Consider the following 20,143-nt stretch of genomic DNA (forward strand, 5'->3'; position numbering starts at 1 on the left):
GGACAAGCATCGTCATTTTATTATGGTCAGCCTCAGGGTGAAGTGTGTCTAATCAACAGGGTTTTCGGTCTCTAAGTACTTTTTAAAGGGAACATCATCGACTCAAATCTCTATTTGCAACAGTGCCTTCGGCACAATGTTTAAAGCAGTACCACCGGCAATTTTACCGACATGAACAGTCGTATACGGAATATCGTAGCCTGAATCTTGAGCACCATGTTCACGTAAATGAGTTTGGACATTTTGCAGGGATTCAACCAATTTACTCGCCACATGAATCGCATTGACATATTTAGGCGCAAGTGCAGAATGCCCTTCCTCACCACAGCATGTTGCCCGAAAAACGGTTTTGCCTTTATGTGCCAAAGCCAGTTGCATCATGGTCGGTTCACCAATCACACACATCAACGGTGAGACAATAGTCGCGGCCAACTGATCTAAAATACCGCGTACACCAATACATCCAATTTCTTCGTCATAGGACATACATAGGTGTAGCGGTCGTTTTAATTCATATTGGCTCGCTTTCAGCATGGCTACAATTGCACAAGCCAAAAAGCCTTTCATGTCGGCTGTACCACGCCCATAAATATTGCCGTCTTTTTCAGTGGCTTCAAATGCTGGGCTATTCCATTGTTGCCCCTCTATCGGCACAACATCTGAATGCCCTGACAGCAAAATACCCGGCTGATCAATCGGACCAACACTTGCAAATAAATTGGCTTTGTTCTGCTCAGTATTCAAATTAAGCTCAACGCGAATTCCATTTTGTTCCAGAATGTCTTTAACATACAGGATCAAATCGAGATTACTTTTATATGAAGTGGTATCAAATGCGATCAATTTGGATAAAAGCGCAACACTGCTTAAATCACTCATAAATTAAACCTCTTCCGCCACACGTTTCATTTTTACATGTGGGTCAAAGAAATGTGCATCGCCCATTCCTGGAATATATTGATTAGATAAAAAGGCACGGCAACGACTGATAAATGCCTGGGAAACTGTATTCAGGTTGGCATTTTTAGCAGTCGCCAACCCGATTTTCATTGGACGGTGTTCCCCTGCAATTCTTAAGCGAACCAGACGTTTTCCATCCAGGGAGTAATTGTTTTTAGGGCGCACATTTAAAATGGTATAGCCCAGATTATTGGCCACCATTGAACGCACAACGTCTACATGACGTGAAGAATGTTCAACTTTAGGACTTAATTTGTGGTTGCGGAATAACGAAATAAAATAGTCATTGCTGAATGGCAGATCCAGCAGCACCATTGGATGCTCGGCTAACTCTTCTAAAGTGACTGCCACATTTTGTGCTAAAGGATGTGCTTCACTGACCAAAACATGTGGCGGTAATACAGCCAACGGTTCAAAGTGAATCAGGTCGTGATCGATATTTAAATCATAAGTCAGTACAACGTCGAGTTCATTCCGGATTAAACCATTCAGCAAAACTTGCTGATCTTCCTCACATAAGTCCAGAGTGACGTTTTTATATAGATTGACAAAGCCATGAATAATTTCGGCATAAATCATCGGTGAAAATGCAGTAAAGCAGCCCAATTTTAGTGGACCGCGAATTGATCCGGAAAAGTCTGCAGCCAAAGCATACAAGCTGTTTGCCTGGCTTAAGATATATTTACATTCATGCATGACCTTTTCACCAATATTGGTCAAGATCAAACCTTTTGCATGTTGGCGGATAAATAATTGAACTTGTAACTCAGATTCAATATGTGCGATAGCAGCAGAAATAGATGGTGAAGATACGTGAATTTTTTCTGAAGCAATGATGATGCTACCGCTTTCTGCAGTAGCAACAAAGTATTGCATTTGGCGTAATGAGATTCTGTTTAGCACTATTGCATCCTTGATCAGCGCTCACTGAAGCATTATTCATCGCCAGGAACTCCATAGCTTGGAGAGCCAGAAGGATCTAGCGCACGAACAACATAATCTTCAACTTGCGGTTCATAGACTTTCCACAGTTGATACAGGTCTTCAATCGGCGTATCAGACCAGTCAACGCGTAAATTAATCACAGGCCATTCAAGTTTATCGACGACTAAAAGACCTGCTGAATGAACTGGACCAGCTTCACCACCTGCGGCTAAACCTGCTTGTAAAGCAACCAAGAGTCGCTCTGCCAAGCTTCCTTCCGCTTGATGAAATGCATCTACCATAGCTTTTGGGACATCTTCATTTGCAAGAAGATTTCCCGCACCAACAGCATGCTCGCCTACGCACTGCGAATGAGCACCTAAGGTATACTTGCCACTAAATGCAGCAGGTTTTTCATCAGAATTAATCACGGTGAGCTGTCTATACTCGATAAAGTCAGTATTTTTGACCAATTCCGCAATAGATTCTTCTGGTGCCAGATCATATTTGGTCATATCTAGCAAAATGTTTGCCAAGTATGGATCCGTGATGTTCTGAGATGTAGCAACACCTACCCCTGCTTTGGCTTGAATGCACCGTGCTGCTACAGCTGGAGAGGAGGAGCTGATCGCTCCTCCAAATTGCCCTGTTCTATGGCAACGGGCAATAATGGAAAATGTCATAGGCAGTTATCCTTTATAAAATTAGTCAGGAATCACTGCAGTTGCATCAATTTCGACCAGCCATTCAGGTCGAGCAAGTGCAGATACAACAATACCGGTTGAAACTGGGAATACACCTTTTAACCATTTACCTACTACGCGATAAACGTCTTCGCGGTAACGCGGATCAATGATATAGATCGTGATTTTGCAGATATCTTCTAATTCACCGCCAGCTTCCTCAAGTAGCATTTTGATGTTATACATCGCTTGTTCAGCTTGACCGGCTGCATCACCGATACATACACTTTCAGACGTATCCAGGTTCTGACCAATTTGTCCGCGAAGGAAAACCGTACTACCACGAGCAACAACTGCCTGGCATAAATCGTTATCTAAGTTTTGTTCTGGATAAGTTGCTTTAGTATTGAATGTTCTAATACGTGTATGTTTCATTTTAGATGTTCCTCTATTTGGTACATCTTCAGTATGAATTAAAACATTAATAAGGCAATTTGCCTTTTCCGTGGTATTAATTCACAAATTCCTCATTAATTATTTTCATAGTATCTGTAGATTGTCACATTAACTTTATCTTAGTCTGAATAAGTATTTAACGGAGGTGTGAATAGCCACCAAAATTCTAGACACTCATGTGACTATTTGCTCCTTATCTAAAAAATCTAATAGAGGAATAATTATTATAAATCTTCCCTATTTAACATAATGGCTGTTACACAAAATTAATAAATCTCAGGATGAATATACTTGCATATTGTAGTCGATCGAATACAATTAGATAGGAAGAAAAGGAATCCTCATGATTGAAATTAAACGTCTACCTGAATTTGATGAATGGTTAGATGGAATTAAAGACAATATGACCCGAATTCGCTTGAATCGTAGATTAGATAAGGTTCAACGTGGGAATTGGGGAGACATCAAACCTCTCCAAGATGGTGTTTGGGAAATGAGAGAATTCTTCGGTTCCGGATGGAGGATGTATTACATCCAACATGGTGACGTCGTGATTGTAATGCTTGGTGGCGGAGATAAATCAACTCAACAACAAGACATCGATCGTGCAGTCAAACTATCGAAAACATTGGAGGATTAAAATGGTTAAAGTTGCAGATTTACCAAGTTTTGATATGGCTGAGTCACTCAAAACTGAAGAAGATATTGTGATGTATCTTAATATGGTTCTTGAAGAGAATGATCCAGCTGAATTAGCTCATGCACTTGGTGTAATTGCCAAAGCTCGTGGCATGACTCAAATCGCTAAAGAGGCAGGAATTGGACGTGAAGCGCTGTATAAAGCACTTCGTCAGGACTCTGCACCACGTTTTGATACGATTAATCGTGTAGTGAATGCTTTAGGTTTAAAACTCACAGTACAGCACGCCTAAAACTTTAAAAATATAGTAAAAATGGGAGCTAAAGGCTCCCATTTTTTATGTCCCCATAAATAACCGAAGTTAAAAGTAGAGGTTAAGCAGCCATTAGAGGTGGCTTTCCTTTGTTAGCTTGATGTGGTCTTTCATGGTTGTAATGCCACAACCAGTTTGTTGCATAATCTTGTACTTCATCCAAAGTATCAAATAAATGCTTGCTCAGCCAACTATAACGTATGGTCCGATTATAGCGTTCAATATACGCATTCTGCTGTGGCTTACCCGGTTGAATATATTCAATACGAATACCGTGCTCAGTCGCCCAGCGCACAAATTCGTGACTGATAAATTCGGGACCATTATCGCATCGGATCACTAACGGTTTTTCTCTCCACTCCAGCAACTGATTCAACGTACGAATAACTCGGATTGTAGGTAATGAGAATCCTGCTTCAATCGCTAAGCCTTCTCGACGGTAGTCATCAATCACATTTAATAATCGGAACTTTCGACCATCGATCAGCTGATCATGCATAAAATCTAATGACCAAACCTGATTTTCTCGGATTGGTTCTTTCAATGGTTCAGGCGCATGCCGTTTTAGTCTTCTTCTTGGTTTAATACGCAGATTCAGTGCCAACTCACAGTAAATGCGGTAAACCCGCTTGTGATTCCAGCAGCAACTCTCAACATGCCGTAAATACGAGAAGCACAAACCAAAGCCCCAATCGGAATTTTCCTCAGTGAGTTCAATGAGCTGTTCAGCAATGAGTGCATTGTCATCGCTGAGTTTGGCTTGATAGCGGTAGCAGGTTTCACTAATGCCAAATGCTTTACAAGCCAAACGAATACTAATGGCATGCTGGGCAACTGCCTGTTGTGCCATCTTACGCCGGCAAGATGGCTTTACCACTTTTTTGCCATCGCTTCCTGGATGATTTCGGCCTTTAATCGCTCTTCCGCATACATCTTTTTAAGTCTGGTATTTTCGGCTTCTAGCTCTTTCAGTCGAGCCATTAATGATGTATCCATACCACCATATTTGGCACGCCATTTATAAAAGGTAGCATTACTCATGCCGTGTTCACGGCAAAGGGTCGCTACAGGTGTGCCAGATTCTGCCTGTTTCAAGATGGACATGATCTGACTGTCAGTAAATTTAGATGTTTTCATGCAGAATCTCCTGCTCGTATCTTAAGAGAAAATTCTACTTTTAGATCCTATTATTTTTAGGGGGGATTACCTTAGATATAATAGTTTTTTAAAATTTAGTACATCTACTCGCTGATCCACTCGTTTCATCCTTCAAGAGATTTTCTCTACAAAGCTAAGATTAAGTTCTTAAGATCAGATTAAGTTTATAAACCTATTTCAGACTGCATAGGCCCAAGTGAACCGTATTGGGTTTGTGGGAGACTTTTGTTTAACTGATGTTACGTAGTAAGTGCATTTTGAGCATCTTCGCTACTACATGTTGTAGTCGATTTATAAATAATTAATAATCATTATATTAAACTATATATTGTTATTATTTCTCACGAAAATCAGCATAAAAACATAGGTGACTTTTATAAACTAAAATGCCTAAAATGAAGTGACCAAAACCACATTAAATGATCTAAATTGATCAAAATTTTACTCCACCAAAAACTATATACCAGTAATTAAATCATATACTTATAATTAAGGTCATTTAATGGAATAAATCTCGGTGACCTTGCCAAGGTTGGGGTCGCGAGTTCGAGTCTCGTTTCCCGCTCCAAATTCAAAAAGCCCTGATCGAAAGATTGGGGCTTTTTTATTGCCTATTCTAAAATTTTTGAACCTCACCCCAAGCCTGTTCGCCATTCCTGTTTTATCTGGCTGATTTAAATCGTAGTCTAAATGTATAAAAGCGTTTTTAAAAAAATTCCTGGTTTTTGCGGCTTGCTGTTTATATTTTTTTACAGATCAATTGCTTAAATATTCTGCACAATTCAAGCTTTTTCCAGACACCGGCCCTTTTCAAGCCAGCAGCCACTGTGTATAACAATGAAGCAGACCGGGAAACGGATAAGCATAGGCAAAACCTACGAAAAAGCGTTAGACTATGCCACAATTAATGTCATGAAAATGTCCGTTGAGACAAAAAGAAGGTGAAGGTTGATGCCGCTCAATACAGTTGAAGAGCTCGTAGCAGATATCCGTGCAGGAAAAATGGTTATCCTGATGGATGATGAAGATCGTGAAAATGAAGGCGATTTAGTCATGGCTGCCACGCATGTTCGCCCGGAAGACATCAACTTTATGATCACCCATGCCCGCGGTCTGGTCTGCCTGACCCTAAGCCGTGAGCGTTGCCAGCAGTTAAACCTGCCACTCATGGTCGATGCCAACGGCGCCCAGCATGGCACCAACTTTACCCTGTCGATTGAAGCCGCAGAAGGCATCACCACCGGAATTTCCGCGGCTGAACGTGCGCATACCATTCGTACTGCGGTTGCTGCTCATGCCAAACCGGCCGATATTGTCCAGCCGGGTCATATTTTCCCGCTGATGGCACAACCAGGTGGTGTGCTGCACCGCGCCGGACATACTGAAGCCGGCTGTGACCTGTCCCGTTTAGCCGGTCTAGAACCTGCTTCGGTGATTTGTGAAATTATTAAAGAAGATGGCACCATGGCGCGCCGTGCCGACCTAGAAGTGTTTGCAGAAAAACACGGTCTGAAAATGGGCACCATCGCCGACCTGATCCATTACCGCATGACCAATGAACAAACCGTTGAGCGTCTAGATCAGCAAAGCATTGATACCGAATATGGCAGCTTTGACCTGTATCGTTACCGTGAACTGGGTAACCCGGATATTCATCTGGCGCTGGTCAAAGGTGAGCCAAAAGATGGCGTGACCACCGTTCGCGTGCATGGTTTTAACCCAACCCGTGACCTGCTAAAACTGAACAAGCAGGATGGTGAACCGGCCTGGAATCTGGACCGTGCCTTAAAAGAAATTGCCAATAGTGATCGTGGCGTATTGGTCTGGATTGGCCAGCGTCATCTGCAGGATTTAGGTCCGGCACTGGACAGCTTAAATGCACCGAAGAAAAGTAAATCCAATGCGGCGCTGTCTCAGCAGTATCAGACCATTGGGGTAGGTGCACAGATTTTACGTGATTTAGGTGTTGAAAAAATGAAGCTGCTCAGCTCGCCATTACGTTTCAATGCCTTGTCCGGCTTTAACTTGGAAGTGGTGGAATACGTCACCGCACAACAAACAACTTAAGAAATCATTGAGGTTTGCTATGGCAGTTCGCCGTATTGAAGGTATGTTACATCTCGCGAGCGAAGGCCGTTACGCGATTTTAGTTGGTCGTTTTAATAGCTTTGTGGTGGAACATTTGCTGGAAGGTGCCATCGACACATTGAAACGTCATGGTGTATCAGAGGATAATATCACTGTTGTTCATGCACCAGGGGCGTGGGAACTTCCGGTTGTTGCGAAAAAACTGGCAGCATCTGATCGTTTCGATGCCATTATTGCACTAGGCGCGGTGATTCGTGGTAGCACGCCTCACTTCGACTTTGTTGCAGGCGAATGTGCCAAAGGTTTAGGCGTGGTTGGCCTGGACACTGGCTTACCGGTCATTAACGGTGTATTGACTACGGATAGTATCGAACAAGCGATTGAACGCTCGGGTACAAAAGCAGGTAATAAAGGTAGCGAAGCTGCTTTAACTGCAATTGAAATGGTTAACTTGTTAAAGGCTATTTAACGCTATGTCGCAAACACTTCAAGCAACTTATGCAGCAAAACGTAAAGCACGTCGTTTTGCTGTACAAGGAATTTATGAATGGCAGATGAGCCACAATCCGGTGCACGAGATTGAAGCACGCACGCGTGTCGAAAATGCCATGCACAAAGTGGATCTCGGCTATTATCATGAATTGTTGACTCAAGTGGTTGCCAATCATGAAGCATTGGATGCGCTCTTAATCCCTGTGCTTGACCGCGAAATTGATGCCCTTGACGGCGTTGAACTCGCAACCCTTCGTCTGGGCGCCTATGAATTGAAAGAACATCTGGAAATTCCATACCGCGTGGTTTTAGATGAAGCCATTGAGCTGGCAAAACATTTTGGCGGTGCAGACAGCCATAAATACATTAACGGTGTTCTTGACCGTTTGGCCAGCTCATTACGTGCAGCAGAAAAACAGCAATCTAAATAATTGACAGATTGATGCGATGGCTGAGTTTTCCATTATTGACACCTATTTCAATCGGCAGCACGGCAGTTCTGTCGACTTAGGTGTTGGTGATGACTCAGCCGTGCTGACTCCTCCCCCACAGCAACAGCTGGTGATTTGCGCCGACACGCTGGTTGCTGGACGACACTTCCCACTAGAGACTGATCCACATGCCATTGGCTGGAAATCTGTTGCAGTCAATCTCTCCGATATTGCTGCCATGGGTGCCACGCCGCACAGTATTCTACTGGCCTTGAGCCTACCCCAAATTGATCACGACTGGCTGAAAGCCTTTAGCCAGGGTCTGTATGATTGCTGCGATCAATTTGGGGTGCGCTTAATTGGTGGAGATACCACCCAAAGTCCGCATTTAACCTTATCCGTGACCGCCTTGGGCTGGATAGATACCGGTCAGGCGATTACCCGAGCAGGTGCCCAGCCGGGCGATTATATCTGTGTCAGCGGCACCGTCGGTGATGCCGCATTTGGCCTGAAGCATCCAGGTCATGCATTGAAGCAGCGTCTGGATTATCCAACCCCGCGCTGCGAACTGGGCCAGCAACTGAAAGGTCTGGCCTCAAGCATGATTGATGTTTCAGATGGCTTGGCCCAAGACCTCGGACATATTCTTAAAGCCTCAAAGGTTGGCGCCACGCTGGATCTGGATCTGTTACCGCTCAGCGACACTCTGCGTCATTTACCTGACACACAGCGCTGGCAATATGCGCTGGCTGGCGGCGATGACTATGAACTGTGCTTTAGCATCAGCCCACAGCATTTTGAACAACTTTTACAACAACCGCTGAATGTCCGCGTTACCAAGATTGGACAAATTCATGCAGCACCCGAACTTCATTTTGTGCAGAATGGCGTAGATCATTCGCTCCAATTCCAGGGATACCAACACTTTGCCTAAACCTGCCATTCATTTTAAAGCGATGAGCTGGCCCGACCGCCTGGTTGTCTTCTGTGGGGTCGGGTTTGGATCAGGCCTGTTACCCAAAGCCCCCGGCACCTTCGGCTCGGCCTTTGCGCTGCTGTTTATTCCGCTGTGGCTGTGGCTTGGTTTTGCCTATTCGGTTGTGGCGATTTTGCTGATGTCACTGGTCGGGATTTATATCTGCGGGCAAACCGCGCGGGTCATGGGCGTCCATGATGATGGCCGTATTGTCTGGGATGAATTTGCCGGACAGTCGATTACCTTTTTACCGCTGATCTATTTTGGCCAGATGAATACGCTATGGGTCATTGCAGGCTTTGCCCTGTTCCGGCTGTTTGATGTCTGGAAACCCTGGCCCATCCGGGTGATTGACCGTCAGGTCGATGGCGGCTTTGGGATTATGCTGGATGATCTGATTGCCGGACTCTGGGCAGCAATCTGTATTTTAATTTATCTTTATTTTATTTTGGTTTAGCAATAACTAGGATTATACATGTCTACCACCGTGATTATTCTTGCCGCAGGGAAAGGAACGCGTATGCGCTCCAGCCTTCCGAAAGTGCTTCAACCCCTTGCAGGACGCCCGCTTCTGGGTCACGTGATTGAAACGGCACAACAATTACAAGCAGATAATATTATTACCATTTATGGCCATGGCGGCGAACAGGTACAACAGGCCTTTGCCCATGAAACGGTTCAATGGGTGGAACAGGCCGAGCAGCTCGGGACCGGACATGCGGTCCAAATGGCACTGCCGGTACTGGGTCAGGATGGTGTTTCAATTATTCTATCCGGTGATGTGCCGTGCATTAGCCAGGCTACCTTAGAGCAACTGGTCGAAGCCAGTCAGGCTACCGGCATTGGTCTGGTGACGCTGACCCTGCCAGATTCGACCGGTTACGGCCGTATTGTACGTGACAATGGCCAGATTCAGGCCATTGTTGAACATAAAGATGCTTCTGAGGCACAGCGCCAGATTCAGGAAATCAATACCGGCATTTACTGCGTCAGCAATGCCAAACTGCATCAATGGTTACCAAAACTGTCCAATGACAACGCACAGGGCGAATACTACCTGACCGATATTGTGGCCATGGCCATTGCCGATGGTATGCAGGTGGCTTCGGTGCAGCCGGAACGGGCCTTTGAAGTCGAAGGTGTCAATGACCGGGTGCAACTGGCCGCATTAGAACGTGAATTTCAAAGCTTCCAGGCCAAACAGTTAATGCAGCAAGGCGTGCATCTGATTGATCCAAGTCGTTTTGACCTGCGTGGCAACCTAACCGTGGGCAAAGACGTCCGTATCGACATCAATGTGATTATTGAAGGTGAAGTCGAACTCGGTGATCGGGTTGAAATTGGCGCAGGCTGTGTGATTAAAAACAGCAAAATTGCGGCCGGCACCAAAGTCCAGCCGTATAGCGTCTTTGAAAATGCTATTGTCGGTGAAGATGTACAGATTGGGCCATTTGCCCGCCTGCGTCCAGGTGCGGTACTGGCCAATGAGGTGCATATTGGCAACTTTGTTGAAGTCAAAAACACCCAGATTGGTATCGGCTCCAAAGCCAATCACTTTACCTATTTAGGCGATGCAGAAGTCGGCGCCGGTTCCAATATTGGCGCAGGCACCATTACCTGTAACTATGACGGCGCCAATAAATTTAAAACCATCATTGGTGATGCAGCCTTCATTGGCTCAAACAGCTCGCTGGTAGCACCGGTGACCATTGGCAACGGCGCAACGGTGGGTGCCGGCTCGGTAATTACCCGTGACGTGGCTGACCATAGCCTGGCCTTTGAACGCTCAAAACAGCTGAGCAAAGATAATTATCAACGTCCCCAAAAACTGAAAAAATAAGAGGAAAAGATTATGTGTGGTATCGTCGGTGGCGTTGCAGAACGTAATATTAGCAATATCCTGATTGAAGGCTTAAAGCGTCTGGAATACCGTGGCTATGATTCTGCCGGTCTGGCGCTAATCAATGGCGGTCATGTATTACGTGAACGTCGTGTCGGGAAAGTGGCCAATCTGGAACAGGCGGTTATTGAAGCCGAATTAACCGGTTCATTGGGGATCGCACACACACGCTGGGCGACTCATGGCAAGCCAACTGAAAATAATGCCCATCCGCATATTTCAGGCAATGTGGCAGTGGTGCATAACGGGATTATTGAAAACTTCCAGGAACTCAAAGATGATCTGGAAGCGCTTGGCTATGTGTTTACCTCGCAAACCGATACCGAAGTGGTTGCGCATCTGGTCAATGATGCCCTGAAATCCACCCCAAGTTTACTGGAAGCAGTGAAACAGGTGGTGCCACAACTCAAAGGCGCCTATGCACTCGGTATTATCCATACCGACCATCCGGATGAACTGATCACGGTTCGTGAAGGTTCACCTTTGGTGATTGGCGTCGGGATTGGCGAAAACTTTATCAGCTCGGACCAGCTGGCCTTGTTGCCAATCACCAACCGCTTTATTTATCTGGAAGAAGGCGATATTGCCCGTTTAACCCGTGAAACCATCGAAGTTTTTGTGGATGGTCAGCTGGTGAACCGTCCGGTGAAAGAGCTGGATGCGACGGTCAGCAATGCCTCTAAAGGTGAATACAAGCACTACATGCTCAAAGAGATTTATGAGCAGCCAGAAGCCATTCAGCAAACCATCTCTCAGGCCTTAAATGGCAATGCGCTGCGTGAAGACTTTCTGGCCCAGGCCGAGCAGGACTTCGCCAACATCCAGCAGGTGCAAATTATTGCCTGCGGTACCAGTTACCATGCTGGTATGATTGCCAAGTACTGGTTTGAACAGCTGATTGATGTGCCATGTCAGGTCGAAATTGCCAGCGAATACCGCTATCGTACGCCGGTAATTGTCAACAATACCCTGTACATCTGTATTTCCCAGTCGGGTGAAACGGCCGATACCTTGGCTGCCCTGCGCGATACCCAAAAACGTGCTGCAGCCAAAGCGCTGAACATCTGCACCATGGCAATTTGTAACGTAGCCACGTCATCAATGGTGCGCGAAACCCATCACAGCCTGTTAACCCTGGCCGGACCAGAAATTGGTGTAGCATCAACCAAAGCCTTTACCACGCAACTGGCTGCGCTGATGCTGCTGATTCTGAAGATCGGTCAGGTCAAACAGAGCATTGCAGACAAGACCGTTACCGAGATTATCGCGGAATTGTGGCATACGCCAAAAGTGATTCTGGATACCCTGCAACATAACCCGGCGATTCTGCACTTATCCGAGCTGTTTGTGGAAAAGAACCACTGCCTGTTCCTCGGCCGTGGCACCCAGTTCCCGATTGCGCTTGAAGGTGCCCTGAAGCTGAAGGAAATTTCCTATATTCATGCTGAAGGTTATGCCGCCGGTGAGCTGAAACATGGTCCGCTAGCTCTGGTCGACAATGAAATGCCGGTGGTGATTCTGGCACCAAAAGATGACATGCTGGATAAACTGAAATCCAATATGGAAGAAGTACAGGCCCGTGGTGGCGAGCTGTTTGTCTTTGCTGATGAGCACAGCGGCATTAAAACCAAAGAGCGTCAACATGTGGTACATATTCCATCAATCAGCGCGGTGCTGGCGCCAATTGTTTACAGTATCCCAGTACAGCTGCTGTCCTATCATGTTGCGGTACTACGTGGTACCGATGTAGATCAGCCACGTAACCTGGCCAAATCGGTGACGGTAGAATAAGCACAACAGAAAAAGGCTGGTTCACCGGCCTTTTTTCTTCTGCATGGAGAACAAATAATGACCCAACTGACTTGCTTTAAAGCTTACGATATTCGCGGCAAACTGGGCAGCGAACTGAATGAAGAGATTGCCTATAAAATTGGCCGTGCCTATGGACAAATTTATCAACCTAAAACAGTGGTTGTGGGCTGCGACATCCGCCTCAGCAGTGAAGATTTAAAACAAGCCACCATCAAAGGTCTGAATGATGCAGGTGTAAATGTCCTTGATCTGGGTATGACCGGCACCGAAGAAGTCTATTTTGCCGCCTTCCATCTGGATGTCCAAGGCGGGATTGAAATCACTGCCAGTCACAACCCGATGGACTATAACGGCATGAAACTGGTGCGCGAGAATGCCCGTCCAATCAGTGCCGATACTGGCTTAAAAGAAATTCAGGCCTTAGCAGAAGCTGGTACATTTACCGAAGTTACAGCCAAAGGAACCACACAGTCCTACAATATTTTGCCGGAATTTGTAGATCATCTGATGACCTATATTGATCCAGCCAAGATTCGCCCAATGAAGCTGGTGGTGAATGCCGGCAATGGTGCTGCAGGTCATGTGATTGATGCGATTGAAGATAAATTCAAGGCCCTGAATGTCCCGGTGGAGTTTGTCAAAATTCACCATGAAGCCGATGGTACGTTCCCGAATGGGATTCCGAACCCGATTCTGGTAGAAAACCGCGATAGCACCCGCGAGGCAGTACTGGCGCATGGCGCAGATCTGGGCATTGCCTGGGATGGCGACTTTGACCGCTGCTTCCTGTTTGATGAAAAAGGCCAGTTTATTGAAGGTTATTACATCGTGGGGTTGTTAGCCCAAGCCTTCTTGTTGAAACAGTCCGGTGAAAAAATTGTGCATGATCCGCGTCTGGTCTGGAACACCTTTGATGTGGTGGAACAGTATCAGGGCGAAGCAATCCAGTCCAAATCTGGACATGCTTTTATTAAAGATGTGATGCGTGAGCACAACGCGGTTTATGGCGGAGAAATGAGTGCCCACCACTATTTCCGTGACTTTGCCTATTGTGATAGCGGCATGATTCCGTGGTTACTGGCGATTGCGGTGCTGTCTGAAACCGGTCAATCTTTATCGAGTCTGGTGGAAGAGATGATTGCCAAGTTCCCATGCTCAGGCGAAATCAACTTTAAAGTAGCGGATACCCAAGCCACCATTCAAAAGATTTTTGAGCACTATGCCGATCAGAACCCGGCCATTGACCAGACCGATGGCGTAAGTCTGGATTTTGGTGCCTGGCGTTTTAATGTGCGGGCCTCCAATACCGAACCTTTGCTGCGTTTGAATATTGAAAGCCGCCGTGACCAGCAACCCAAACCAATGCAAGACTATGTCGATGAATTGACTCGCTTGATTCAGGCTTAACACAAAAAATGGAGCTCAAAGCTCCATTTTTTTATTGCTCACTCTGTAATTATATTCCCTTGTCACTTTTCGCCTGGTCAAGCAAAATTTGAATTAAACCCTGTGTCGAAGCGTCCAGTGCCGATACATCCTGCTGCTGGCCATTTAAAATTGGCAACAGCTGATTGGCAATTTCCTTGCCCTTTTCCACGCCCCACTGATCAAAGGGGTTAATATTCCAGATTACCGACTGGACAAAGACCTTATGCTCATACAAGGCAATCAGCATGCCCAAGCTATATGGATTCAACTCCTGAATCAGGAAGGTTGAACTCGGCTGATTACCGGCATATTGCTTATACGGTGGCAGACTGGCCAGCTCGGCCTGATCCAGTGCCTGATTACCAAAAGCCAGTAAGCGCGATTGTGCCAGACAGTTAGACAGCGCCAGATGATGTTGCTCGACCAGCGCCTCTGCACTTTCGGCATAGGTAAACTGGTTGGCATTGTAGCGTTTGACTGGTGCAATAAAATCACAGCTGACCGCCTGTGTGCCCTGATGCAGCAGTTGATAAAACGCATGCTGGGCATTCGGTCCTACTTCACCCCAGACAATTGGACAGGTATCCAGTTCGACTGCTTCGCCACTGCGCTGAATCGATTTACCATTTGATTCCATTTCCAGCTGCTGCAGATAAGAGGCAAAATATTTTAAGCGGCCATCATAGGGTAAAACCGCATGGGTCTGAATATCCAGAAAATTATTGTTCCAGATACCCAATAAACCCATCAACACCGGAATATTCTGTGCAAAGGGTGCGGTCTGGAAATGCTGATCCACCGCATAGGCACCGGCCAGAAAGGCTTTAAAACCTTCCACCCCGATAATCAGCGCAATTGGCAAGCCGATACAGGACCAGAGTGAATAACGGCCACCGACCCAATCCCACAGCAGGAACTGGTTTTCTGGCGCGATGCCCCATGCGGTCATTTTATCGGGCTTGGTCGAGACCCCAACAAAATGATGCTGTAATACACGTGCCTGTTTGCCCAAGGCTTTTTCCAGCCATAAACGGACGGTTTGCGCATTGGACAAGGTATCAATGGTGCCAAAAGATTTAGAGGAAATAATAAATAACGTGGTTTCCGGACGCAGCTTATGCAGCAGATCCGAGAGCTGGCTGCCATCCATGGTCGAAACGAAATGCACGCTCAGTGGCTTGGCACTTGGATGTTTAAAATCGGACAGTGCCTGAGTCGCCATCAAAGGCCCCAAGTCCGAACCGCCAACGCCAATATTGACCACATCCTGAATTACTTCACCAGTGGCACCGCGGCACTGCCCGGCATGAATTTTTTCTACCAGCTGATACATACGCTGTAGCTGGGTCTGCACCTGCTCAGCCAGTTCCGGATGGGTACTGTCCTGTTCCGGCAAACGCAGCGCCCAATGCATGGCTGCACGCTGTTCGGTATAGTTAATCGTATCGGTGGAAAACAGGGTGTTGATCCAGCCCGATAAGTCATGTGCCTCAGCAAAGCGTATCAGCTGTGCCAGTACTTCGGCATCGATCCGCTGCTTGCTATAATCAAAAACCAGCGATTTTAAACGTACGGAGAAGTGCTCGAAACGCTGCGCATCCTGGGCAAATAAATCGGTTAAATGGCGCTGTTCAAACTGATTTTTTAAAGTCTGTAACTGTAATAACAGTGAATCACGCGTATGTACCGCTGCTGAACTGCTCATTAGCGTCCTACTCCCATATAGGCAAAGCCTTGCGCTTTGACAAATTGCGGATCATAGATATTACGTCCATCTAAAATTAGTGGATGCTGCATACTGTTGAGCAGGGTTTTATAGTCCGGACTCCAGTAATGTTTCCAGGCGGTTAACAGACACAGCGCATGGCTGCCTTTAACAGCTTCATACTGGTCCTGATACAAGATCAGATCATCGCGTTCGCCATACAATGCCTGAATTTCTGGCAAGGCTTGCGGATCGTGTAATTTAATCGTGAGCCCTTGTGCCCATAACGCCTTGAGCATGGCGTGAATCGGTGAATGGTGTACGCGTGAGGTATTTTCCTTAAAGGCTGCACCCCAGATGGCAATGGTTTTGCCTTTTAAATCACCCTGATAATAGTTCCACAGTTTGCGAAACAGCAGCTCTTTTTGCTGCTCGTTAATTTCCCAGACCTGGGCCAAAAGCTGGCTTTTGACACCGGTGGTTGACACGGTATTGGCCAGGGTCAGGACATCATGCGAGAAGTTTTCTCCGCCAAAACCGGCACCCGGGTACATATAAGACGCGCCAATCCGGCTATCAGCCGCCATGCCCTGGCGCACATGTTCAATATCAATACCCAGTTTTTCGGCCACCACAGCCAAGTCATTGATATAACTGATCCGGGTCGCCAGCATGCCGGAAATACTCAGCTTGGTAAATTCCGCATCCAGCACCGGCATAAACAGATATTGCTGCTTGCGTGGAAATAGTGGACGTAAAAACTCTTGTACTTTGCTTTGCACCTGTGGATTCATACAGCCCACAGTCAGTTGTTCCGCCTGGGTGATACTGGCCAGCGCATTCCCTTCCTGACTCATATCCGGCAAATACACCCAGTCATCTTCAGGCAGCAGCTGTTTCAAACGTGCCGTCCCCTGCAGACCTAAAGTTGAAGCATTGATCATCAGTTTTGGATGAATGATCGGGCGCTGCTGGAGCTGCTGCAACAATTCAATCAGCAGCGGTTCTTCAGCCGGGTTCAGGCTAAACAGATAGACATCCATCTCTAGCCCCAGCTCTTTCAGGCTACAGTAATGCAGGAAACCTTGGGCATGTTGCTGCTGCAGCAGGCGATTGACCGCCTCATCCTGAAAATCAGGCGCTTCCGGGCTATCTTGCTGGAAAATGTCACACCAATAGACCTTGTGCCCACATTCTGCCAATAGCGCCGCCATCACCCCGGCATAAAGCGTTCGACCAAAAACTGCAACCTTCATGCTGACCTCTGCCCCGTATTAGTTTTTTAGTTCTTGAATCAGTTCTTTAAATGCTGCACCTAAACTTGGATGGTCCACCCCGTAATGCAAGACGGCCTTTAAGTAACCCAGTTTGCTGCCACAATCAAAGGTCTGGCCTTTCATGCGGTAGGCTTCGACGGTTTCCAGCTGCTGTAATGCGGCAATCGCATCGGTCAGCTGGATTTCATTCCCGGCCCCTTTCGGTGTGGTGGCCAATAGCTGCATAATTTTGGCCGGTAATACATAACGCCCGATCACGGAAAGATTAGAAGGTGCCGTACCGACCGCCGGTTTTTCGACAATGCCCTGCATTGCAGCACTTTGGCCCTCTGCAGGGGCAGCGGCAACATCCACAATGCCATACTGATCGACCAGATGCGCCGGCACAGCCTCGACCATAATCTGCGCCGCTTGTGTGGTATTAAAACGTTCAATCATCAAAGCCAGATCATTTTTTTCTGCCTGATCTTTGACCAGCACATCTGGCAGTAACACGGCAAAAGCCTCATCACCGACAATATCTTTGGCACACAGCACCGCATGACCCAGGCCCAGCGGCTGTGGCTGACGCACACTAACCACGCTGACTTGTGGCGGTAAAATTTCGGTAATTTCTTTTAGCAAATCCCACTTTTGCTTCTGCTCTAATGTGGTTTCCAGTTCAAAGTTACGGTCAAAGTAGTTTTCAATTGACGCTTTGGAAGAATGCGTGACCAGAATAATCTGCTCAATACCGGCAGCAACCGCTTCACGCACCACATATTCAATTGCTGGGCGATCGACCACGGTTACCATTTCTTTGGGAATAGATTTACTGGCTGGTAAAAAACGGGTACCCAAACCTGCAACAGGTAAAATCGCCTTCTTAATCATCTGCTTTGACCTAATCTCAATATTTTAATTTACTTTGACTTCTTTACCACGTTGATAGCCATCAACATAGTGCTCCAGCTGGCTTAATGCCCAATCAATATCCGATTGCACGGCAGTTAACTCATTGAAGCGTTCAAAGACCTGCAATAACTCATCCAGAGGATACATTTTTTCATAAGAACGTAAAATCCGGCTGTGTTGCGTCACTTCGGTATTATCGGCATCAATCAGTAATTCTTCGTAAAGTTTTTCACCAGGACGTAAACCGGAGTACTGGATTTCAATATCGCCGTCCTGACTGTCGGCTTCACGAACTTTCAGGCCACTCAGCGCAATCATCTGACGGGCCAGATCCTGAATCCGTACCGGCTCGCCCATATCCAGCAGGAACACATCACCACCATGACCCAAGGCACCGGCCTGAATTACCAGCTGTGAGGCTTCAGGAATGGTCATAAAGAAACGGGTCACATCCGGATGGGTCACAGTAATCGGGCCGCCCTTGGCAATCTGCTGTTTAAATAATGGCACCACAGACCCCGATGAACCAAGCACGTTCCCAAAACGCACAATACTGATTTGGGTCTGGTCCTGCGCTTCCGCCATGGCCTGACAGTACAGCTCGGCCATACGTTTTGATGCGCCCATGACATTGGTCGGACGTACGGCTTTATCGGTTGAAATCAGTACAAAGGTTTCAACGCCATTTTTGACGGCTGCATTTAAACTAAAAGCGGTACCAATTGCATTATTTTTCAGCCCAGCAATCGGGTTACATTCTACCAGCGGCACATGCTTATAGGCTGCTGCATGATAGACGGTCTGCACTGCATACTGTTCAATAATCCGTTCCAGTTTGGCCTGATCCAGAACCGTACCCAGAACTGGGATAATTTCGACATTGGACGCCAGACGCAGTTCTTTATCAATGCTATACAAAGCAAATTCAGTCAGCTCATAAATGACCAGTTTCTGCGGCTGGTTTTTAATAATCTGGCGGCATAATTCAGAACCAATTGAACCACCAGCACCTGTGACCATTACCACTTTGTCTTTGATATTTTTTTCCAGCAGCTCTGCCACAGGCGGTACCGGATCACGGCCCAGCAAGTCAATAATATCGACTTCCTGAATATCGGAGACGCGGATTTCACCATCCACCAGTTTGGTCAGGCCCGGAATTTCAGTAATTTTTAAATGTGCCGGTTCCAGAAATTTAACGATTTCACTTTTGCGGCTACGCCCCACAGAGGGTAAGGCAATTAAAATTTCATCAATCCGCAATTTGCCAAAACATTTAAGTGCTGTTTCCGGCAAATAGACATCAATCCCGCCAATATTCTGTCCACTTAAAGAGGGATTATCATCAATAAAGAAAATTGGTAAATGTTCATTAGAGCGGTTTAAGGTCGCGGCCACCTGCTGACCGGCATTACCTGCTCCATAAATCGCGATACGTTTTTTCGGGATACCCGCCTGTACATAAGAACGGACCATAAAACGGATGAAGCCACGGCTAAACCATACCCAGGCGAACATCATAAAGCCGAACATCAATGGAATAGAAGTTGGAATAAAAGCATCTGTTAAATAGGCCAAGGTATAGAGTCCCGCTACCGCCAGAAAGGTCGCCAGGCCCAACTTGACCATAAACACTTCATTGTAGGTACGTACAATAAAGCGGTACACCCCAAACACAAACAGCAGGATAACCGCAATTGCACTGACCCACAGTGAACCAAACGGAATATTCGGCACCACCTCTGCACCAAGGTCAAACTGACGAATGGCATAACACAGCCAGATTAGGACTGGGAATACACAGAAATCCAAAATGACCAGAAAAGCCAGTTTGGCAGCACGGGGGGATTCGACGAGAGGTAGGATGAAGGATTTCACTTGATGTGTCTTCTCAATAGGAATAGTACAGCTCAGTTCAATTGTTAATATTGGAATGATTAAACTGCAAATTAAACTTAGTTTGTAAAATGCATCAGTTGATGCATTTTTTATATAACATTATTGTA

19 protein-coding genes and 1 pseudogene are annotated in these 20,143 nt (G+C 46.3%); 11 read left to right on the forward strand and 9 right to left on the reverse strand.

What is annotated here, in order from left to right; all coding sequences use genetic code 11:
* Nucleotides 1-75: pseudogene (locus tag FTT68_RS10150) on the forward strand (IS6 family transposase); the annotation flags it as partial.
* Nucleotides 76-102: 27 nt separating this feature from the next.
* On the opposite strand, the gene FTT68_RS10155 reads toward FTT68_RS10150, so the two are convergent.
* The 4 genes from FTT68_RS10155 to FTT68_RS10170 are packed head-to-tail and all read right to left on the reverse strand — an operon-like array spanning nt 103 to nt 3,002.
* Entirely contained in the window at nt 103-879 is a 777-nt protein-coding gene (locus FTT68_RS10155) for a M20/M25/M40 family metallo-hydrolase (protein WP_180175314.1), read from the reverse strand.
* Nucleotides 880-882: 3 nt separating this feature from the next.
* Complete coding sequence (locus FTT68_RS10160) at nt 883-1,863, reverse strand: LysR family transcriptional regulator (RefSeq protein WP_180175315.1); 981 nt, start codon at nt 1,861-1,863, stop codon at nt 883-885.
* Between the two features lie 32 nt (nt 1,864-1,895).
* On the reverse strand, nt 1,896-2,567 hold the full coding sequence (locus FTT68_RS10165) for a DUF1028 domain-containing protein (RefSeq protein WP_180175316.1): 672 nt from the start codon (nt 2,565-2,567) through the stop codon (nt 1,896-1,898).
* A 21-nt stretch (nt 2,568-2,588) separates the two neighbouring features.
* Nucleotides 2,589-3,002, reverse strand: coding sequence for a RidA family protein (locus tag FTT68_RS10170; protein ID WP_078190012.1), 414 nt, complete (start codon nt 3,000-3,002; stop codon nt 2,589-2,591).
* 364 nt (nt 3,003-3,366) lie between these two features.
* Between FTT68_RS10170 and FTT68_RS10175 the strand changes: the two genes are divergently transcribed.
* Both FTT68_RS10175 and FTT68_RS10180 read left to right on the forward strand, forming a co-directional pair.
* On the forward strand, nt 3,367-3,663 hold the full coding sequence (locus FTT68_RS10175; RefSeq protein ID WP_004647749.1) for a type II toxin-antitoxin system RelE/ParE family toxin: 297 nt from the start codon (nt 3,367-3,369) through the stop codon (nt 3,661-3,663).
* A 1-nt stretch (nt 3,664) separates the two neighbouring features.
* On the forward strand, nt 3,665-3,955 hold the full coding sequence (locus FTT68_RS10180; RefSeq protein ID WP_004969304.1) for an addiction module antidote protein: 291 nt from the start codon (nt 3,665-3,667) through the stop codon (nt 3,953-3,955).
* A gap of 82 nt (nt 3,956-4,037) precedes the next feature.
* Here the strand turns inward: FTT68_RS10180 and FTT68_RS10185 are convergent.
* Nucleotides 4,038-5,113, reverse strand: a protein-coding gene (locus FTT68_RS10185; RefSeq protein WP_180175317.1) for an IS3 family transposase whose coding sequence is annotated in 2 segments (ribosomal slippage) — nt 4,038-4,861 and nt 4,861-5,113 — 1,077 coding nt in all. Because the reading frame shifts where the segments join, the coding sequence is not laid out codon by codon here.
* A 972-nt stretch (nt 5,114-6,085) separates the two neighbouring features.
* On the opposite strand from FTT68_RS10185, the gene ribBA reads away from it, so the two are divergent.
* The 8 genes from ribBA to FTT68_RS10225 are packed head-to-tail and all read left to right on the forward strand — an operon-like array spanning nt 6,086 to nt 14,240.
* On the forward strand, nt 6,086-7,201 hold the full coding sequence (gene ribBA, locus FTT68_RS10190) for a bifunctional 3,4-dihydroxy-2-butanone-4-phosphate synthase/GTP cyclohydrolase II (protein WP_016658863.1): 1,116 nt from the start codon (nt 6,086-6,088) through the stop codon (nt 7,199-7,201).
* 19 nt (nt 7,202-7,220) lie between these two features.
* Nucleotides 7,221-7,691: a 6,7-dimethyl-8-ribityllumazine synthase gene (ribE, locus tag FTT68_RS10195; RefSeq protein ID WP_005181338.1), complete on the forward strand. Its 471-nt coding sequence runs from the start codon at nt 7,221-7,223 to the stop codon at nt 7,689-7,691.
* Nucleotides 7,692-7,695: 4 nt separating this feature from the next.
* Nucleotides 7,696-8,145: a transcription antitermination factor NusB gene (gene nusB / locus FTT68_RS10200; protein ID WP_005181335.1), complete on the forward strand. Its 450-nt coding sequence runs from the start codon at nt 7,696-7,698 to the stop codon at nt 8,143-8,145.
* A 16-nt stretch (nt 8,146-8,161) separates the two neighbouring features.
* Complete coding sequence (gene thiL, locus FTT68_RS10205; RefSeq protein WP_180175318.1) at nt 8,162-9,079, forward strand: thiamine-phosphate kinase; 918 nt, start codon at nt 8,162-8,164, stop codon at nt 9,077-9,079.
* Between the two features lie 22 nt (nt 9,080-9,101).
* Complete coding sequence (locus FTT68_RS10210) at nt 9,102-9,578, forward strand: phosphatidylglycerophosphatase A (protein ID WP_162182857.1); 477 nt, start codon at nt 9,102-9,104, stop codon at nt 9,576-9,578.
* 18 nt (nt 9,579-9,596) lie between these two features.
* Nucleotides 9,597-10,961 (forward strand): bifunctional UDP-N-acetylglucosamine diphosphorylase/glucosamine-1-phosphate N-acetyltransferase GlmU, encoded by a 1,365-nt coding sequence (glmU, locus tag FTT68_RS10215; protein ID WP_180175319.1) that lies wholly within the window; start codon nt 9,597-9,599, stop codon nt 10,959-10,961.
* Between the two features lie 12 nt (nt 10,962-10,973).
* Nucleotides 10,974-12,812 carry a glutamine--fructose-6-phosphate transaminase (isomerizing) gene (gene glmS, locus FTT68_RS10220; protein WP_045795573.1) on the forward strand — a complete coding sequence of 613 codons (1,839 nt, stop codon included), beginning with the start codon at nt 10,974-10,976 and terminating at the stop codon, nt 12,810-12,812.
* A gap of 57 nt (nt 12,813-12,869) precedes the next feature.
* Nucleotides 12,870-14,240 (forward strand): phosphomannomutase CpsG, encoded by a 1,371-nt coding sequence (locus tag FTT68_RS10225; RefSeq protein ID WP_180175320.1) that lies wholly within the window; start codon nt 12,870-12,872, stop codon nt 14,238-14,240.
* Nucleotides 14,241-14,289: 49 nt separating this feature from the next.
* Here FTT68_RS10225 and pgi read toward each other — a convergent pair whose 3' ends face one another.
* From pgi to FTT68_RS10245, 4 genes are read right to left on the reverse strand one after another with little or no spacing between them, the layout of a single operon-like run.
* Nucleotides 14,290-15,966: a glucose-6-phosphate isomerase gene (pgi, locus tag FTT68_RS10230; RefSeq protein ID WP_180175321.1), complete on the reverse strand. Its 1,677-nt coding sequence runs from the start codon at nt 15,964-15,966 to the stop codon at nt 14,290-14,292.
* On the reverse strand, nt 15,966-17,222 hold the full coding sequence (locus tag FTT68_RS10235; protein ID WP_180175322.1) for a nucleotide sugar dehydrogenase: 1,257 nt from the start codon (nt 17,220-17,222) through the stop codon (nt 15,966-15,968). Before FTT68_RS10235 ends, pgi begins: the two co-directional genes overlap by 1 nt.
* An 18-nt stretch (nt 17,223-17,240) precedes the next feature.
* A complete protein-coding gene (galU, locus tag FTT68_RS10240; RefSeq protein WP_180175323.1) occupies nt 17,241-18,116 on the reverse strand; it encodes a UTP--glucose-1-phosphate uridylyltransferase GalU in 876 nt (291 codons plus the stop codon).
* A gap of 24 nt (nt 18,117-18,140) precedes the next feature.
* A complete protein-coding gene (locus tag FTT68_RS10245; RefSeq protein ID WP_180175324.1) occupies nt 18,141-20,015 on the reverse strand; it encodes a nucleoside-diphosphate sugar epimerase/dehydratase in 1,875 nt (624 codons plus the stop codon).
* Between the last annotated feature and the right edge of the window lie 128 nt (nt 20,016-20,143).

Source organism: Acinetobacter sp. Q85-2, assembly GCF_013420555.1.
GTDB lineage: Bacteria > Pseudomonadota > Gammaproteobacteria > Pseudomonadales > Moraxellaceae > Acinetobacter > Acinetobacter indicus.

What these genes read in the sequence shown, in the direction of transcription:
- FTT68_RS10155 (WP_180175314.1), bottom strand. Translation starts at nt 879, where the DNA reads ATGAGTGATTTAAGCAGTGTTGCGCTTTTATCCAAATTGATCGCATTT.
- FTT68_RS10165 (WP_180175316.1), bottom strand. Translation starts at nt 2,567, where the DNA reads ATGACATTTTCCATTATTGCCCGTTGCCATAGAACAGGGCAATTTGGA.
- FTT68_RS10170 (WP_078190012.1), bottom strand. Translation starts at nt 3,002, where the DNA reads ATGAAACATACACGTATTAGAACATTCAATACTAAAGCAACTTATCCA.
- FTT68_RS10175 (WP_004647749.1), top strand. Translation starts at nt 3,367, where the DNA reads ATGATTGAAATTAAACGTCTACCTGAATTTGATGAATGGTTAGATGGA.
- FTT68_RS10180 (WP_004969304.1), top strand. Translation starts at nt 3,665, where the DNA reads ATGGTTAAAGTTGCAGATTTACCAAGTTTTGATATGGCTGAGTCACTC.
- ribBA (WP_016658863.1), top strand. Translation starts at nt 6,086, where the DNA reads ATGCCGCTCAATACAGTTGAAGAGCTCGTAGCAGATATCCGTGCAGGA.
- ribE (WP_005181338.1), top strand. Translation starts at nt 7,221, where the DNA reads ATGGCAGTTCGCCGTATTGAAGGTATGTTACATCTCGCGAGCGAAGGC.
- nusB (WP_005181335.1), top strand. Translation starts at nt 7,696, where the DNA reads ATGTCGCAAACACTTCAAGCAACTTATGCAGCAAAACGTAAAGCACGT.
- thiL (WP_180175318.1), top strand. Translation starts at nt 8,162, where the DNA reads ATGGCTGAGTTTTCCATTATTGACACCTATTTCAATCGGCAGCACGGC.
- FTT68_RS10210 (WP_162182857.1), top strand. Translation starts at nt 9,102, where the DNA reads ATGAGCTGGCCCGACCGCCTGGTTGTCTTCTGTGGGGTCGGGTTTGGA.
- glmU (WP_180175319.1), top strand. Translation starts at nt 9,597, where the DNA reads ATGTCTACCACCGTGATTATTCTTGCCGCAGGGAAAGGAACGCGTATG.
- glmS (WP_045795573.1), top strand. Translation starts at nt 10,974, where the DNA reads ATGTGTGGTATCGTCGGTGGCGTTGCAGAACGTAATATTAGCAATATC.
- FTT68_RS10225 (WP_180175320.1), top strand. Translation starts at nt 12,870, where the DNA reads ATGACCCAACTGACTTGCTTTAAAGCTTACGATATTCGCGGCAAACTG.
- pgi (WP_180175321.1), bottom strand. Translation starts at nt 15,966, where the DNA reads ATGAGCAGTTCAGCAGCGGTACATACGCGTGATTCACTGTTATTACAG.
- FTT68_RS10235 (WP_180175322.1), bottom strand. Translation starts at nt 17,222, where the DNA reads ATGAAGGTTGCAGTTTTTGGTCGAACGCTTTATGCCGGGGTGATGGCG.
- galU (WP_180175323.1), bottom strand. Translation starts at nt 18,116, where the DNA reads ATGATTAAGAAGGCGATTTTACCTGTTGCAGGTTTGGGTACCCGTTTT.